The 17,007-nt window shown below is 73.2% G+C and carries 7 protein-coding genes and 3 pseudogenes; 8 read left to right on the top strand and 2 right to left on the bottom strand.

Features of this window, described 5'->3' with window-relative positions; all coding sequences use genetic code 11:
• Nucleotides 1–23 precede the first annotated feature (23 nt).
• The 6 genes and pseudogenes from E4N63_RS01560 (at nt 24) to E4N63_RS01535 (ending at nt 9,679) form a co-directional block, all read left to right on the top strand.
• Nucleotides 24–3,766 (top strand): annotated as a pseudogene (locus tag E4N63_RS01560) (nitrate reductase subunit alpha).
• Nucleotides 3,766–5,541, top strand: a complete 1,776-nt coding sequence (gene narH / locus E4N63_RS01555; RefSeq protein WP_125625417.1) for a nitrate reductase subunit beta — start codon at nt 3,766–3,768, stop codon at nt 5,539–5,541. The pseudogene E4N63_RS01560 and the gene narH overlap by 1 nt, the downstream one beginning before the upstream one ends.
• Nucleotides 5,538–5,969 (top strand): annotated as a pseudogene (gene narJ / locus E4N63_RS01550) (nitrate reductase molybdenum cofactor assembly chaperone); the annotation flags it as partial. The gene narH and the pseudogene narJ, both read left to right, overlap by 4 nt.
• 205 nt (nt 5,970–6,174) lie before the next feature.
• Nucleotides 6,175–6,966 (top strand): respiratory nitrate reductase subunit gamma, encoded by a 792-nt coding sequence (gene narI / locus E4N63_RS01545; protein ID WP_125625414.1) that lies wholly within the window; start codon nt 6,175–6,177, stop codon nt 6,964–6,966.
• 82 nt (nt 6,967–7,048) lie between these two features.
• Nucleotides 7,049–8,770, top strand: a complete 1,722-nt coding sequence (locus E4N63_RS01540; protein ID WP_125625412.1) for a GAF domain-containing protein — start codon at nt 7,049–7,051, stop codon at nt 8,768–8,770.
• Nucleotides 8,771–9,070: 300 nt separating this feature from the next.
• The gene (locus E4N63_RS01535) at nt 9,071–9,679 is read left to right on the top strand and encodes an ATP/GTP-binding protein (protein WP_019708246.1); all 609 of its coding nucleotides are present in this window, start codon (nt 9,071–9,073) and stop codon (nt 9,677–9,679) included.
• Nucleotides 9,680–10,129: 450 nt separating this feature from the next.
• On the opposite strand, the gene E4N63_RS01530 is transcribed toward E4N63_RS01535, so the two are convergent.
• Nucleotides 10,130–11,008, bottom strand: coding sequence for a M15 family metallopeptidase (locus E4N63_RS01530; RefSeq protein WP_230239693.1), 879 nt, complete (start codon nt 11,006–11,008; stop codon nt 10,130–10,132).
• A 410-nt stretch (nt 11,009–11,418) separates the two neighbouring features.
• Between E4N63_RS01530 and E4N63_RS01525 the strand changes: the two genes are divergently transcribed.
• On the top strand, nt 11,419–11,961 hold the full coding sequence (locus tag E4N63_RS01525) for an NUDIX domain-containing protein (RefSeq protein WP_374112658.1): 543 nt from the start codon (nt 11,419–11,421) through the stop codon (nt 11,959–11,961).
• Nucleotides 11,962–12,046: 85 nt separating this feature from the next.
• Here E4N63_RS01525 and E4N63_RS01520 read toward each other — a convergent pair.
• A pseudogene (locus E4N63_RS01520) lies at nt 12,047–14,509 on the bottom strand (glycoside hydrolase family 31 protein).
• Nucleotides 14,510–14,862: 353 nt separating this feature from the next.
• Here E4N63_RS01520 and E4N63_RS01515 point away from each other — a divergent pair.
• On the top strand, nt 14,863–16,902 hold the full coding sequence (locus E4N63_RS01515) for an acetoacetate--CoA ligase (protein WP_230239692.1): 2,040 nt from the start codon (nt 14,863–14,865) through the stop codon (nt 16,900–16,902).
• Nucleotides 16,903–17,007: the final 105 nt, after the last annotated feature.

Below are 17,007 nucleotides of genomic sequence, written 5' to 3'. Positions count from 1 at the left end.
CACGTGCCCGGGAAAAGGACGCCATGGCGAGGACGAGGAGCAAGGGACGGAACCGGGATGGCGCGGCACCGGGCCTGGACGGTGAACTGGCCGACGCCCTGGTCGGAACCCGCAGATTCTTCACCCGCGCCGAGGTCTCAGACGACAAGCGTACGCTCCACCGGATCGGCGGCCGGCAGGCGGACGACTTCTACCGCGACCGCTGGAGCCACGACAAGGTGGTCCGCTCGACCCACGGGGTCAACTGCACCGGCTCCTGCTCCTGGAAGGTGTACGTCAAGGACGGCATCATCACCTGGGAGTCGCAGCAGACCGACTACCCCTCGGTGGGCCCCGACTCCCCGGAGTACGAGCCCCGCGGCTGCCCGCGCGGCGCCGCCTTCTCCTGGTACACGTACTCGCCCACCCGCGTGCGCTACCCGTACATCCGCGGCCTGCTGCTGGAGATGTACCGGGAGGCCAAGCAGCGCCTCGGCGACCCCGTGCTCGCCTGGGCCGACATCGTCTCCGACCCGGAGCGCGCCCGCCGCTACAAGTCCGTACGCGGCAAGGGCGGCCTGGTCCGGGCGAGTTGGGCCGAGGCGGCCGAGCTGATCGCCGCCGCCCATGTGCACACCATCAAGGAGTACGGGCCCGACCGGCTCGCCGGCTTCTCGCCGATCCCCGCGATGTCGATGGTCTCCCACGCCGCCGGCGCCCGCTTCTACTCGCTCGTCGGCGGCGTCATGCTGTCGTTCTACGACTGGTACGCCGACCTGCCCGTCGCCTCCCCGCAGGTCTTCGGCGACCAGACCGACGTGCCCGAGTCGGGCGACTGGTGGGACGCCGGCTACCTCGTCATGTGGGGCTCCAACCTCCCGGTGACCCGCACCCCCGACGCGCACTGGATGGCGGAGGCGCGCTACCGCGGCCAGAAGGTCGTCGCCGTCGCGCCCGACTACGCCGACAACGTCAAGTTCGCCGACGAGTGGGTGCCCGCCCGCCCCGGCACCGACGGCGCGCTGGCCATGGCCATGGGCCACGTGGTCCTCAAGGAGTTCTTCACCGACCGCTCCACCCCCTACTTCACCGACTACGTCAAGCGCTACACCGACCTGCCCTACCTGGTCGCCCTGGAGGAGACCGGAGAGGGCACCGGCGCCGGGGGGCCTGCCTACAAGCCCGGCAAGTTCCTCACCGCGGCCGATCTGGACGGCGAGGAGGCCGCGGCCGAGAACGCCGACTTCAAGACCGTCCTCCTCGACGCCGCCACCGGCCGCCCCGTGGTGCCCGGCGGCTCCCTGGGCCACCGCTTCGGCGAGTCGGGCGCCGGCCACTGGAACCTCGACCTCGGCGACACCGACCCGCTGCTGAGTGCCGACGGCGGCGGCGAGCCGCCGGTGGAGGTCGACCTCGTCCGCTTCGACACCCCCGACGGCTCGGCGGGCCGGCTGCGCCGCGGCGTCCCCGTCCGCCGGATCGGCGGCCGCCTGGTGACGACGGTCTACGACCTGCTGCTGGCCCAGTACGGCGTGAGCCGTGCGGGCCTGCCCGGCGAGTGGCCCACCGGCTACGCGGACTCCGAACTGCCGTACACCCCGGCCTGGCAGGAGAGGATCACCGGGGTGCCGGGGGAGCAGGCGGCCCGCATCGCCCGGGAGTTCGCGGCCAACGCCGAGGAGTCCCGCGGCCGTTCGATGATTGTCATGGGCGCGGGCACCAACCACTGGTTCCACTCCGACACCATCTACCGCGCCTTCCTCACCCTGACCACCCTCACCGGCTGCCAGGGCGTCAACGGCGGCGGCTGGGCGCACTACGTCGGCCAGGAGAAGGTCCGGCCCATCACCGGCTACTCCGCCCTGGCCACGGCCTCCGACTGGAACCGGCCCGCCCGGCAGATGATCCAGACCGCGTACTGGTACCTCCACTCCGACCAGTTCCGCTACGACCCCTTCGGCGCCGACGCCCTCTCCGCCACCACGGCCGGCGGCAGCTTCACCGGCAAGTCCACGGCCGACGTCATCGCGCAGTCCGCCCGGATGGGGTGGATGCCGTCCTATCCCACCTTCAACCGCAACCCGATCACCCTCGCCGAGGAGGCGGCCGCCGCCGGCCGCGAACCCGCCGAGCACATCGTCGGCGAACTGAAGTCCGGCAACCTCCGCTTCGCCGGCGAGGACCCGGACGCGCCCGAGAACTTCCCGCGCGTCCTCACCATCTGGCGGGCCAACCTCCTCGGCTCCTCCGCCAAGGGCAACGAGTACTTCCTCAAGCACCTCCTCGGCGCCGACTCCTCCGTCCGCGCCACCGAGGCCCCGCCCGGTGCCCGCCCCGCGACGTCACCTGGCACGAGGAGGCACCCACCGGCAAGCTCGACCTGCTGCTCACCCTCGACTTCCGGATGACCAGCACCACCCTCTACTCCGACGTGGTGCTGCCCGCCGCCACCTGGTACGAGAAGCACGACCTCAACACCACGGACATGCACCCGTTCGTGAACTCCTTCAACCCCGCGATCCCGCCGCCGTGGCAGACCCGGACGGACTGGGACGCGTTCAACACCATCGCCAAGTCCTTCAGCACCCTCGCCGCCGGCCACCTCGGCACCGTCAAGGACGTGGTCGCGGCCCCCCTGCTGCACGACACACCCGACGAGATGGCCAACCCGCACGGCCGGGTCCGCGACTGGAAGGCGGGGGAGTGCGAGCCCGTCCCCGGCCGCACCATGCCCAAGCTCATCACCGTCGAACGCGACTACACGGCCGTCGCCGACAAGATGACCGCCCTCGGGCCCCTCCTGGACACCCTGGGCGCCACCACCAAGGGCGTCACCTTCCAGTACGAACGGGAACTGGAGTACCTCCGCCGCAAGAACGGCACGGTCCGCGGCGGCCACGCCGACGGCCGCCCCTCCATCGCCCGCGACGTCCAGGCCTGCGAGGCGATCCTCGCCCTCTCCGGCACCACCAACGGCCATCTCGCCACCCAGGGCTTCCGCCAGGTCGAGACCCGCACCGGCGGCCGGCTCGCCGACCTGGCCGGCGAGCACGAGGGCAAGCAGGTCACCTTCGCCGACACCCAGGCCGGGCCCGTCCCCGTCATCACCTCCCCGGAGTGGTCCGGCTCCGAGTCCGGCGGCCGCCGCTACTCGCCCTTCACCATCAACGTCGAACGGCTGAAGCCCTGGCACACCCTCACCGGCCGCCAGCACTTCTTCCTCGACCACGACTGGATCGCCGAACTCGGCGAGTGGATGCCCGTCTACCGGCCCCCGCTCAACATGCACGCCCTGTTCGACGAGCCCCGGCTCGGCGAGCAGAGCGAGACCGGCCTGACCCTGCGCTACCTCACCCCGCACAACAAGTGGTCGATCCACTCCGAGTACCAGGACAACCTCTTCATGCTCTCCCTCTCCCGGGGCGGGCAGAACATCTGGATGGCCCAGGAGGACGCGGCCAAGCTCGGCATCCACGACAACGACTGGATCGAGGCGGTCAACCGCAACGGCGTCGTCACCGCCCGCGCCATCGTCTCCCACCGGATGCCGGAGGGCACCGTCTACATGCACCACGCACAGGACCGGCTCATCGACGTGCCCCGCACCGAGACCACCGGGCGGCGCGGCGGCATCCACAACTCGCTCACGCGGCTGCTGGTCAAACCCACCCATCTCATCGGCGGCTACGCCCAGCTGAGCTATGCCTTCAACTATCTGGGCCCCACCGGCAACCAGCGCGACGAGGTCACCGTCATCCGCCGCCGCGGCCAGGAGGTGCAGTACTGATGCGCGTCATGGCACAGATGGCGATGGTGATGAACCTCGACAAGTGCATCGGCTGCCACACCTGCTCCGTCACCTGCAAGCAGGCGTGGACCAACCGCAGCGGCGTCGAGTACGTCTGGTTCAACAACGTCGAGACCCGCCCCGGCCAGGGCTACCCCCGCCGCTACGAGGACCAGGAGACCTGGCGCGGCGGCTGGGAGCTCAACAAGCGCGGCCGCCTCGGGCTCAAGGCCGGCAGCCGGTTCAAGAAGCTCATCACCATCTTCTCCAACCCCAAGCTCCCCAGCCTCGACGACTACTACGAGCCCTGGACGTACGACTACGAGACGCTCACCAACGCCCCGCTCCAGGAGCACACCCCCGTCGCCCGCCCCAAGTCGCTGATCACCGGCAAGGACATGAAGATCAGATGGTCGGCGAACTGGGACGACGACCTCGGCGGTTCCCCCGACCACGGCGACAAGGACGTGCTCCTCGCCGGCATCGAGGAGAAGGTCAAGTTCCAGTTCGAAGAGACCTTCATGTTCTACCTGCCGCGCATCTGCGAGCACTGCCTCAACCCGTCCTGCGCCGCCTCCTGCCCCTCCGGCGCCATCTACAAGCGGGAGGAGGACGGCATCGTCCTGGTCGACCAGGACCGCTGCCGCGGCTGGCGGATGTGCGTCACCGGCTGCCCGTACAAGAAGATCTACTTCAACCACCGCACCGGCAAGGCCGAGAAGTGCACCTTCTGCTTCCCGCGCGTCGAGGTCGGGCTGCCCACCGTCTGCTCCGAGACCTGCGTCGGCCGGCTCCGCTACATCGGCCTGGTGCTCTACGACGCCGACAAGGTCCTCGAAGCCGCCTCCACTCCCGACGACACCGGGCTCTACGAGGCACAGCGCGAGGTGTTCCTCGACCCGAACGACCCGGAGGTCATCGCCGAGGCCGAGAAGGCGGACATCCCGCGCGACTGGATCGAGGCCGCCCAGCGCTCCCCGATCCACGCCCTCATCAACACCTACAAGGTGGCCCTGCCGCTCCACCCCGAGTACCGCACCATGCCCATGGTCTGGTACATCCCGCCGCTCTCCCCGGTCGTCGACGTCGTCCGCGACACCGGCTACGACGCCGAGGACTCCGGCAACCTCTTCGCCGCCATCGACGCGCTCCGCATCCCCGTCGACTACCTCGCCCGGCTCTTCACCGCCGGTGACCCCGCCCCGGTCGACGCGGTCCTGCACCGGCTGGCCGCCATGCGCGCCTACATGCGCGACATCAACCTCGGCCGCGACCCGGACGGCTCCATCCCCGCCGCCGTCGGCATGGGCGAGGAGCAGATGTACGACATGTACCGGCTGCTGGCCCTCGCCAAGTACGACGAGCGCTACGTCATCCCGCCCGCCCACGCGGAGCAGGCGCACAACCTGGAGGAACTCGCCACCGAGTGCAGCCTCGACTACGAGGGCGGCCCCGGCATGGGAGGCGCCGGCCTGCCGGGCGGCTCCGGTCCCTTCGGTGAGGCGTCCGGCGGCGCCAGCCCCATCGCCGTGGAGAACTACCAGGCGCTGCGCGACCGGCAGACCTCCGACAGCGTCGCCTCCCCCGGGGACAAGACCGCCCGGGTCAACCTCCTCAACTGGGACGGCAAGGGGCACCCCGAGGGACTCTTCCCGCCGGAGAGCGACGAACGCGGATCCTCCCCGAACACCTCCGGCGGCCCGGAGACCTCCGGCACCGGATCCGGCGGCCCGGACGCCGCCGGCGGCCCCGAGCGCAAGGAGGACCGGCCGTGAGCGGCTCCGTCACCCCCTGGATCCCGGTGGCCTGGCAGGTGCAGTCCCTGCTGCTGGCCTACCCGGAGGACGGCTTCCCGGAGCACACCCGGCTCGCCCGGCGGGCCGCCGGGGCCCTGCCGGAGGCGGCCGGTGCCCCGCTCCTCCGCTTCCTCGACCACGCCGGCGCCACCCCGCTCACCTCGCTGGCCGCCGACTACGTGGCCGTCTTCGACCACCGCAAGCGCTGCTGCCCGTTCCTCACGTACTACGCCCACGGCGACACCCGGAAGCGCGGCGTCGCCCTCCTCCGGCTGAAGCAGACGTACGCCCGGGCCGGACTGCGCCTCACCGACGACGAACTCCCCGACCACCTCGCCGTCGTCCTGGAATTCGCCGCCCAGCACCCGGAGGCGGGCCGCACCCTGCTCCTCGACCACCGCGCCGGGCTGGAACTGCTGCGCCTCGCCCTGCGCGACGCGGAGGCGCCCTGGTCGCACGTCCTGGACTCCGTCTCGGCCACCCTGCCCCCGCTCCGCGGAAACGAGCGGGAGGCCGTCGCCCGGCTCGCCGCCGAGGGCCCGCCAGAGGAAGAGGTCGGCCTGGCCCCCTTCACACCCCGCAGTTCATGCCCGACCCCGTCGGAGGCCGCCGATGATTCCCCCCGCCACGTCACCCGGGCCCCTGCGCGCCCTGGCCGCCGAGACCGCCGCGGGACAGTCCGGCGCCCCGGAGATCTTCCTCTGGGTGGTGCTGCCGTACATCGCCCTGACGATGTTCGTCGCCGGCCACGTCTGGCGCTACCGCTACGACAAGTTCGGCTGGACCACCCGCTCCTCCCAGCTCCACGAGAGCCGGCTGCTGCGGATCGGCAGCCCTCTCTTCCACTTCGGCATCCTGGTGGTGCTCATCGGCCACATCGGCGGGCTGGTGATCCCCAAGAGCTGGACCGAGGCCGCCGGGATCAGCGAGCACACCTACCACGTCACGGCCGTCGTGCTGGGCACCATCGCCGGGATCAGCACCCTCGCCGGCATCGCCATCCTCGTCTACCGGCGGCGCACCGTCGGCCCCGTCTTCCTGGCCACCACGCGCAACGACAAGTTCATGTACCTGCTGCTGGTGCTCGCCATCGTCCTGGGGCTCGTCGCCACCGTGGCCGCGAACGTCGTCGGCGGCGGCTACGACTACCGCACCACCATCTCGCCCTGGTTCCGAGGCATCTTCTTCTTCCAGCCCGACCCCGCCCTGATGGCCGGCGCACCCGTGCTCTTCCAGCTGCACGCCCTCAGCGCGCTGGCCCTCTTCGCCGCCTGGCCCTTCACCCGGCTCGTGCACATGCTCACCGCTCCGCTCGGTTACCTCACCCGTCCGTACATCGTCTACCGCAGCCGCGACGTCCAGCTGGGCTCCCGCGGCCCCCGGCGTGGGTGGGAACGTGTCTGAGACCCCGGTGGTCCGGATACCGTGGGAGGCGTGACCCCGGCCGGCGATCGGCCGGCCGGGACCATGTGGAGGTGAGCACAGGGTGGGAAGCGCCGAGGACAGCGGTGTGGTGCGGCTGCCGCAGCTGCGGCTGGACGAACTGCTGGAGGAGCTGCAGGCCCGGATCGACGCCGCCCGGGGCACCCGGGACCGGGTCCACCACCTGCTGGAGGCCGTGCTGTCGGTCGGGCGGGAGCTCGATCTGGAGGGGGTGCTCCAGCGCATCGTCGAGGCGGCCGCGGCCCTGGTCGACGCCGAGTACGCGGCCCTGGGCGTGATCAGCGAGGACGGCAAGGGGCTGGTGAAGTTCCTCACGGTCGGCCTCAGCGAGGAGGAGATCGCCGCCATCGGCCCGTACCCGGCCGGCCACGGCATCCTGGGCGAGCTCATCCGCAACCCGGAGCCGCTGCGGCTGGCCAAGCTCTCCGACCACTCCGCCTCCTACGGTTTCCCCGCCAACCACCCGCCGATGAACAGCTTCGCCGGCACCCCCATCCGGGTCCGCGGCAAGGTCTTCGGCAATCTGTACCTCACCGAGAAGCGCGGCGGCGGGCACTTCGACGACGAGGACGAGGCCGTCCTGTCCACCCTCGCCGTCGCGGCCGGTGTGGCCATCGACAACGCCCGGCTGTACGAGGAGTCCCGGCAGCGCGAGCGCTGGCTGCGGGCGAGCGGCGAGGTCACCTACGAACTGCTCTCCGGCCGGCCGCGCGGCGAGGTGCTCGGCAGGATCGCCGAGCGCGCCCGGGAGATAACGTCCTCCGTCCTGGCCGTCGTCGCCCTGCCGGTCGGCGACGGGACCAATCTCTCCGTGGAGCTGGCGATCGGCCGGGAGTCGGACGTCCACCGCGGTCTGGTGCTGCCCATCGATTCCAGCCTGTGCGGGCTCGCCTTCCGCGAAGCCGTCCCCGTCACCAGCGCCGACTCCGCCGGCGACCCCAGGGTCTCCGCCGGGCCCGAACGGTTCGTCGGCCTCGGCCCCGCGGTGGCCGTGCCCATCGGCACCGCCACCGGCGTCCGCGGCGTGCTCCTCCTCGTCCGGGAGAAGGACCGGCTCGCCTTCAGCGACCAGGAGACGGAGCCGCTGCTGGGCTTCGCCGGACAGGCCGCGGTGGCGATGGAGCTCGCCGAGCGGCAGCAGGACGCCGAGCAGATCGCGCTGCTGGAGGACCGCGACCGGATCGCGAGAGACCTGCACGACCTCGCCATCCAGCGGCTCTTCGCCACCGGCATGACCCTGCAGAGCGCCGCCCGTTTCATCGAGCACGAAGGCGCCTCGGAGCGCGTGGTGCGGGCGGTGGGCGACCTGGACGAGACCATCAAGATCATCCGTTCGACGATCTTCGGCCTGCGCTCCCGCCAGCCGGGGGAGGGCCACAATCTGCGGGCAAGGATCGCGCAGGCGGTCGGCGAGATCGCCGGACCCATGGGCTTCCCGCCGAGCCTGCGCATGGAGGGCCTGCTCGACACCCAGGTGCCCCGCCAGGTGGCCGACCACGCGGTCGCCGTCCTCGGGGAGGCCCTGTCCAACGCCGCCCGGCACGCCCAGGCCACCCGCACCGACGTCGCCGTCAAGGTGACCGCCACGGAACTCGTCCTGTCGGTCTCCGACAACGGAGTGGGCATCCCCGCGGAGGAGGGCCGCCGCAGCGGACTCCGCAACCTCACCGAGCGGGCCGAACAGCTCGGCGGTTCCTTCGAGTTGACCGGTACGCCGGGTGGCGGCACGACCGTCACCTGGCGCGTGCCGCTGGAGACGGACTGACCGCGGCCGGGCCCGGCCGCCCGACGCCGTGCCCGGCGAATCCCTCGATGTCCGGCACGCCCTCTCTCCGGCACCGCGCCGGGCCCGTATCACCGGAGGCGGTGACACGCCGGACACTTGCCCGGACTACAGTCCATCGGGAACGATCGCATGCCCCGGGGGAGTTGCCCGGTTCCGCGTACCGCGGCGCCGATCCGTCACCGCGGCCGGAGACCCGGCCCGCGGGCGCCGGACGGCCGGTCCGGCGGCCCCGCGGAACCACTCCGGCCTGCGTCCCCTATGACACGGAGGAACAGATCGATGGTCTTCGGGCGTTCTGAACGCCGCAGCGCGGCCGCCGTCGAGCCCGTCACGCTGAAAATCCTGGTGGCGGGCGGCTTCGGCGTCGGCAAGACGACCCTGGTGAGCACGGTGAGCGAGATCAAGCCGCTGCGCACCGAGGAGATGCTCACCGAGGTCGGGCGGCCGGTGGACTCCCTCGAAGGCGTCGAGGGCAAGCGCACCACCACCGTCGCCATGGACTTCGGCCGGATCTCGCTCCGCGACGATCTGGTGCTGTACCTCTTCGGCACCCCGGGGCAGGACCGGTTCTGGTTCCTCTGGGACGAACTGGCGCAGGGCGCGCTGGGCGCCGTCGTCCTCGCCGACACCCGCCGGCTGAGCGACAGCTTCGCTGCCGTCGACTACTTCGAGCGCCGCGGCATCCCGTTCACCGTCGCCGTCAACTGCTTCGACGGCGCCGACCGCTACCCGCCCGAGGTGGTCAGCGAGGCCCTCGACCTCACCCCCGGCACCCCGGTGATCCTCTGTGACGTGCGGGAGCGCGCCTCCGCCAAGGAGGTGCTGATCTCCGTCGTCGAGCACGCCATGGCCTTCGCCTCCGACCAGCCGGAGCCCGTCACCACCTGACGGGCCGCCGCCCGCCCGTACCGGCCTCCGCGGGCACCGAGCGGCGCGGACCGGCCGGCCCCCGGTCTCCCGGGGTGTCCCTCCCCGCACCGGACATGGCCGCGCGGGTTCCCGACCACGGGGACCACACCGCCGTCGTGGACGGACATGCCTCCGGGCCTTGCCCCCGATGCGGTCGAGTGCGCTGCCGGGATCTTCCCTTCCGAGGCCAGGACGCTCATCGTCACCTGCGACTCCGCGACACGCCCCACCACCGATGAGGGCCGCTGAACGCCAGGGAGGACGTGCCCTCCCGCCTGACATCACCGGAAGCCACCGCGCTCCTCCGGCAGGAAGACATCGCCGTGATCGACTACGGCACTCTCCAGCAGGCGTCGTCCCGGGCGCGATCCCGGCCCGGCGCACCCCAGTGGACCGCCGGAGAGCCTTCCACCGGGCCGGGCCGCCGGGCTATTCCTCCGAACGGCCGCGGCCGGACAGCGAGCGCCGGTCCACGGGGAAGTCGAAATAGCTGTCGGGGAAGGGCTCGGGCCGGAACGTGTAATGCCACCATTCCTGGGGGTAATTGACGAAACCCGCCCGCTCCAGCCCTTTCTTCAGCAGCAGCCGGTTCCGCCGCTGCTCGCCCTGGACACGCTCGTCGAGGGTGTGGGAGAGGGTGTCGAAGCAGTCGTAACCGGTGCCCATGTCCACGGAGTTGTCCGGGAACCGCTCCTCGCGCGGCGCGGTGCACGGCACCAGCGGCTCACCGGGCCGGTAGGGGCCGGTCTTCCCGGCGGGCAGCCGCACCAGGGTGAGATCGACGGTGCTGCCCCGGCTGTGCCCGGAACGCTCGGCGATGTAGCCGTCCTCGAACAGCCGGGACTTGTCGACCTCCGGGTAGAACTCCCGCTTCATGCGCTGGTCGCCGGGATCCTCGGCCCAGCGCACGAAGTGGTCGACCGCCCGCTGCGGGCGGTAGCAGTCGTAGACCTTCAGGGAGTAACCGCGCGCCCGGAAGGCGCGCTGGGCCTTCTTCAGCGCCCGGGCGGCCGGCTCGGTGAGGAGGCACAGCGGCTTGCGGTAGCCGTCGATCCGGTCGCCGACGAAGTTGTGCCGGGTGGCGTAGCGGATGTCGTGCAGAACCGTCCGGTCGACGGACCGCAGATCGACGAACTCCCGGGGCGCGCGCGGCTCCCGGCCCCGGTCCGGGCCGGTGGCGGCGGAGGGGGCGGCCGAGGCGGCGGGCGCGCCGGCGGCCAGGACGAGCAGGGCGGCGGCCGCGGCCACCGGCCGGGCACGCACACCGGAACGGGACACGAGACCTCTGGGACACAGGAGTTGAGACATGTGCTGTCCTTTACCGCACCGGCGCCCTCCGGGAAACCGCACCGGCGCACACCTGCCGGAGAACCACGACGCGCCTTCCTCCGGAGTACCGTGCCGGCGCACCGCGGCCCGCGGCGTTCGGCGCCCGCCGTCGCGTCCCCGCCCGGTCACGGTTCGCGTGTCCCGGTGGCCGGGACCCGGCGTGCGGGACGGAGCCCGGGACGCCCGCGGGAGCACCCGCAAGCGCGCCGGCCGCTGGGGAGTCTGCCCCGCGCGTACCCTGCCGCGACCGGTGCCCGCCGGGGGCCGGTGACGGGCATCGCTCACCGTGCGGGGTACCCGCCACCCACCGCCCAAACGCCTGCGGCCGGGACGGACCGGAACCCGGGGGGAGCCGCCCGGGGACCCGTCGCGTCCGCTACAGTCCGCCCGTGATCACCGAGCCGCGACCGGATTCCCACTGCTCCTTCTGCGGTGCCGCCTTCCCGCCCGGCACCGCATGGCCCCGTACCTGCGCGAACTGCGCGAGCGTCTCCTACCGCAACCCGCTGCCGGTCGCGGTGGCCCTGCTTCCCGTGCGTACGACGGGCGCAGGCCGGTCCGGCGGCGCGGGGCTGGCCGTGGTCCGCCGTGCCATCGAGCCCGGGCGCGGCCTGCTCGCCCTGCCGGGCGGATTCATCGACCACGGTGAGGACTGGCGTGCCGCCGTCGTCCGCGAACTCCGCGAGGAGACCGGAATCGAGGCCGCCGAACGGGAGGTGCGTCTCGCGGACGTCCTCAGCTCCCCCGGCGGGCACCTGCTGGTCTTCGGGCTGCTGCCCGAACGCGATGCCACGGACCTGCCACCGTCCGCCCCCACCGACGAGACCGACGGCTGGCAGATCCTGAGCGCCCCCGCCGAACTGGCCTTCCCCCTGCACACGGAGGCCGTCCGCGGCTGGTTCGTGGGCCGCTACCGCTACGCGCCGCTCTGACGGGGCAAGGGCGCCCCGGGGCGGCGGGGCGGTGCCCCACGGCAGCCCCGAACGGCACCCGGCCGCGGGCCCCGATCCCGCCCGCTCAGCGCTCCGCCGCCGGAAGCCCGCGGATCCGCAGCGGCAGCCCGGTCTCACCGCCGCCCTCCCGCTCGACCACCACCCGCCCGCCGTCACGCCGGGTGGTGAACCGCTCGAACCGGGGCGCTCCGCACCGTCACCCGTGCCCGCCGCGAACACCCCGCGTCCCGTCCGCCCCGGCGCCGGGGCCCACACCTCCAGCTTCCGCCCGCCGGCGACGCCACCGGCAGCACCGCGCCCGCCCGCGCCAGCACCGGGATCCGCGACAGCGGCGCCTCCAGCACCACTGTCCCCGGCCCTTCGTACACGTCTTCGGTCACCGTGTCGTACCAGCGTCCGCGCGGCAGCCGCACCGCCCGCCGGACCGCCCCCGGCTCCAGCACCGGTGCGACCAGCAGCGCGTCGCCCAGCAGGAACGTGTCCCCGCAGTCCCGCAACCGCCGGTCACCCGGCGCTCCCCACCACGGCGGACGCACATACGGCGCCCCGGTGCGCCGCGCGATCCGCGCCAGCGTCAGGAAGTACGGCAGCAGCCGCTCGCGCCCGGCCAGCGCGGCCCGGGCGTGCTCCAGCACCCAGGGCGCCGCCTCCCACGGCCCCCGCGGCCGGCCCGGCGTCGCCGTACCGGGGCCGCCGGGTGACCGGGTGCGGAACAGCGGCAGATACGCGGCCAGTTGGAACCAGCGCAGGTACAGCTCCGGCGGCAGCGGCTCACCGCCGCCCACGTCCGGCCCGCAATACGGCACCCCGCACAGCCCCAGACCGAGCACCAGCGACAGTGACGCCCGCAGCCCACTCCAGTCCGCCACCGCCGGGCCCGCCACCACGCCCCCATAGCGCTGGCTGCCCGCCCAGCCCGCACGGGAGACGAGGAACGGCCGCTCCTGCGGGCGCAGTTCGTACAGGTGCTCGTAAGCGGCCCGTGCCATCAGCAGGCCGTAGACGTTGTGCGCCTCCCGGTGGTCGCCCTCCCGCCCGTCCAGCGCGTGCCGCGCCGACAGCGGCAGCGTGGCGTCACCGAACGCCGTCAGGGACAGCGGTTCGTTCCCGTCCAGCCAGAGACCGGCGGTACCGCGCGGCAGCCGCTCCTCCAGCAGGCCGCCCCACCACTTGCGCACCCGGACATCGGTGAAGTCGGGGAACACCGCGTCCCCGGCCTCCACCAGGCCCCGCACCTTCCGGCCCCTGGCGTCCCGCACGAAGACATCGGCGGCCACCCCGCCGTCGTACGCGGGATCGCCGCGCTCCGGGCGCACTCCGGGACGGACGGCCGCCACGAGCCGGACCGTCTCCGCGCCGGAGCCGGAGCCGGAGCCGAAGCCGGTCGCGGACCCGGACCCGGGACCGAGCCCCGTTCCGTGGCCGTCACTCCGGGCAGCCCCGTCAACGGACCCGTGCCCGGCCTTCCGCCGCGCCGGAAGGCCGGGGGAGTCCACATGCAGGGCCGACAGCGGCAGCCCGAGCTCCCGGTACGCCGCCGCCACCGCCGGCGCGCCCTCCTCGCCCCCGCCGCCGGACGCGTCGTACGCGTGCTGGTGCCCGAACGCCCAGCCCGGCGGGAGCGCGGGAGCGCCGGTGAGCGCCGTCCAGCCGCGCAGCACCCGGGCCGGGCCGCCCACCACCGTCCAGGAACGCACCGGGCCGCCATCGAACCGCAGTTCGCAGCTGCCCGGCCGGTCGTGCCCGGAACCCGCGCCCTCGGCCCCCTCCCGCAGCCGCACCCAGCCGTTCCAGGAGTTGTCGTGGAAGACCAGATGGGTCCCCGCGTCCGCGACGACCAGCTGCACCGGCATCGTCACCGGCAGCGGGTCGTTCCCCGGCCCGAACGCCCCGCCGGGGGCCGTGTTCCAGAGCCGGTACGGGCCGCCGGCCAGCCGCGGCCCGCCGCGCGGGCGCCCAGGCCGAAGAACCGCGCGTCCGCCGCCACCCGGGAACACTGCGTCCAGCGGGACCCGCCCGCCCGGAGAGCCGCCCCGGCGTCCCCGCGCTCCCGGCGTCCCCGCATCCGCCGCGTCCCACCAGCGCGGCGGCAGATCCCGCCGCAGCACCACCCGCCCGGCGTACGGAACTCCACCGCGCCGAGACGCGAGACCGCCACGGTCATCCGCTCCGAGACCACCCGCCAGCCGCCCTCCGTGTCGGGCTCCAGCTCCGCCCGCGCGTCGGCCGCCGGGCAGCCGTGCGCCAGCCCGTACGACGGCTCCGGCCCGGCGCCGTCCCAGCCGCAGAACACCGCGCCGCCCACCGTCACCCGCACCAGCAGCGAGGACCGCGCGAACCGCACCACCCCGCCACCGGGCCGCGGCTCCGCGCCCACGGCCGCACCCGGTACCCGGGCCCGCTCCGCCCCCGGGCGCGGCAGCGCCGCCGCGTCGGCCCGGCTCCGGCGCCACGCCGACCGGACCGACCGCACACCCCGGGCCGTCCCCAGCACCCCCACCGACCGCACCAGGCCACGCGCATCCATGCTGCTCAGACTGCCACTCGGCCGACCGATGGGGAGAGCCCGGATGTCCTTTGTTCAACTGTCGTTCACCACACCTTGACCGAGCCCCCGGACCGCCGTCGCCACGACGGCGCGCCCCCGCTCCGCACGGACCGGAACCCGGCCCGGCACACGCCCGCGCCCGGCCCGGCGTGTGGCGCGCCCACACCTCCCGCCGACCCGCTGTGGCGGGTCCGCCCTGGTGCGGAGGACGATCCCATGGCATCGTCCTGCACAGCCGCCGCGCACCCGCACGCCCCCCGGCCACCACCCCGGGGGCCGGACCGTGCGCGGCGACGACGCACACGACGCGTGGACACAGCACGGGAGCCGCCATGACCGCCGCGCACAGCGCAGCACCGACGACCGCAGACGGGCCGGAGCAGCCGGAGCCCCTGTGGAGCCCCGGACCCGACCGGATCGAGGGCGCCCGGCTGACCCGCTTCCAGGCCTGGGCCGCCGAACGCTTCGGCGCCCCCGCAGCCGTCCCCGGCGACCCCGCCGCGAGCTACGCCGCCCTGCACCAGTGGTCCGTCGGCGAACTGGCCACGTTCTGGCAGGCGGTGACCGAGTGGTTCGACGTCCGTTTCACCACCCCGTACGAGACGGTCCTCGCCGACCGCTCCATGCCCGGCGCCACCTGGTTCCCCGGCGCCACCCTCAACTACGCCGAGCACGCCCTCCGCGCCGCCGAGGACCCGGCCCGCGCCGGCGACCCGGCCCTGCTGTACGTCGACGAAACCCACGAACCGCTCCCCGTCACCTGGGCCGAACTCCGCCGCCAGGTGGGCTCGCTCGCCGCCGGGCTGCGCCGCCTCGGCGTCCGCCCCGGTGACCGGGTCAGCGGCTACCTCCCCAACATCCCCGAAGCCGCCGTCGCCCTCCTGGCCACCGCCGCCGTCGGTGGCGTCTGGACCTCCTGCGCGCCCGACTTCGGCGCGCGCAGCGTCCTCGACCGCTTCCAGCAGGTCGAGCCCGTGGTCCTGTTCACCGTCGACGGCTACCGCTACGGCGGCAAGGAGCACGACCGCACGGAGACCGTCGCCGAACTCCGCCGCGAGCTCCGGGGCCTGCGCGCCACCGTGCACATCCCGCTGCTCGGCACCCCCGCCCCCGAGGGCGCCCTGGAGTGGGACGCCCTCACCGCCGCCGACACCGAACCGGTCTTCGAACACGTCCCCTTCGACCACCCGCTGTGGGTCCTCTACTCCTCCGGCACCACCGGGCTGCCGAAGGCCATCGTCCAGTCCCAGGGCGGCATCCTCGTCGAACACCTCAAGCAACTCGGACTCCACTGCGACCTCGGCCCGGAGGACCGCTTCTTCTGGTACACCTCCACCGGCTGGATGATGTGGAACTTCCTCGTCTCCGGCCTGCTCACCGGCACCACCGTCGTCCTCTACGACGGCAGCCCCGGTTACCCCGCCACCGACGCCCAGTGGCGCGTCGCCGAACGCACCGGCGCCACCCTCTACGGCACCTCGGCCGCCTATGTCATGGCCTGCCGCAAGGCCGGCGTCCACCCCGGCCGCGACTTCGACCTCTCCCGCGTCCAGTGCGTCGCCACCACGGGCTCCCCCCTCCCGCCCGACGGCTTCCGCTGGATCCACGACGAGGTGTCCGAAGACCTGTGGATCGCCTCCGTCAGCGGCGGCACCGACGTCTGCAGCTGCTTCGCGGGCGCCGTCCCCACTCTCCCGGTCCACACCGGCGAACTCCAGGCACCGGGCCTCGGCACCGGCCTCCAGGCGTGGGACCCGCAGGGAAGGCCCGTCACCGACGAGGTCGGCGAGCTCGTCGTCACCACCCCCATGCCGTCCATGCCCATCCACTTCTGGAACGACCCCGACGGCTCCCGCTACCGCGAGAGCTACTTCGAGATGTTCCCCGGCAACTGGCGCCACGGGGACTGGATCACCGTCACCTCGCGCGGCTCCGTCGTCATCCACGGCCGCTCCGACTCCACCCTCAACCGCCAGGGCGTCCGCATGGGTTCCGCCGACATCTACGAGGCCGTCGAACGGCTCCCCGAAATCCGGGAGTCCCTCGTCATCGGCGTCGAACAGCCCGACGGGGGCTACTGGATGCCGCTCTTCGTCCACCTCGCGGAGGGAGCCGTCCTCGACGACGCGCTCCGTGACCGGATCCGGCGCGTCATCCGCGAGCAGCTCTCCCCCCGCCACGTCCCCGACGAGATCATCGAGGCCCCGGGCGTCCCGCACACCCTCACCGGCAAGCGCATCGAAGTCCCGGTCAAGCGGCTCCTCCAGGGCGTCGCCCTCGACAAGGCGGTCAACCCGGGCTCCGTCGACAACATCGAACTGCTCCGCTTCTACGGGCGCGTCGCCGAGCAACGCGCGGCCGACCGCCCCTGACCCGCGGGCGGGCCGGCCCGCTCCCCCCACCGGCCGGCAGCCGCCCGCCCGCTTGTCAGACCCCCGGTTACGTTCAGTGAGAAATCCGGTTCCGAAGAGAACCGA

Source organism: Streptomyces sp. MNU89 (genome assembly GCF_020982505.1).
Taxonomy (GTDB): Bacteria; Actinomycetota; Actinomycetes; order Streptomycetales; family Streptomycetaceae; genus Streptomyces; species Streptomyces xinghaiensis.
Note: the sequence above shows the minus strand (reverse complement) of the source record. Positions and strands in the feature narration are given on the sequence as shown.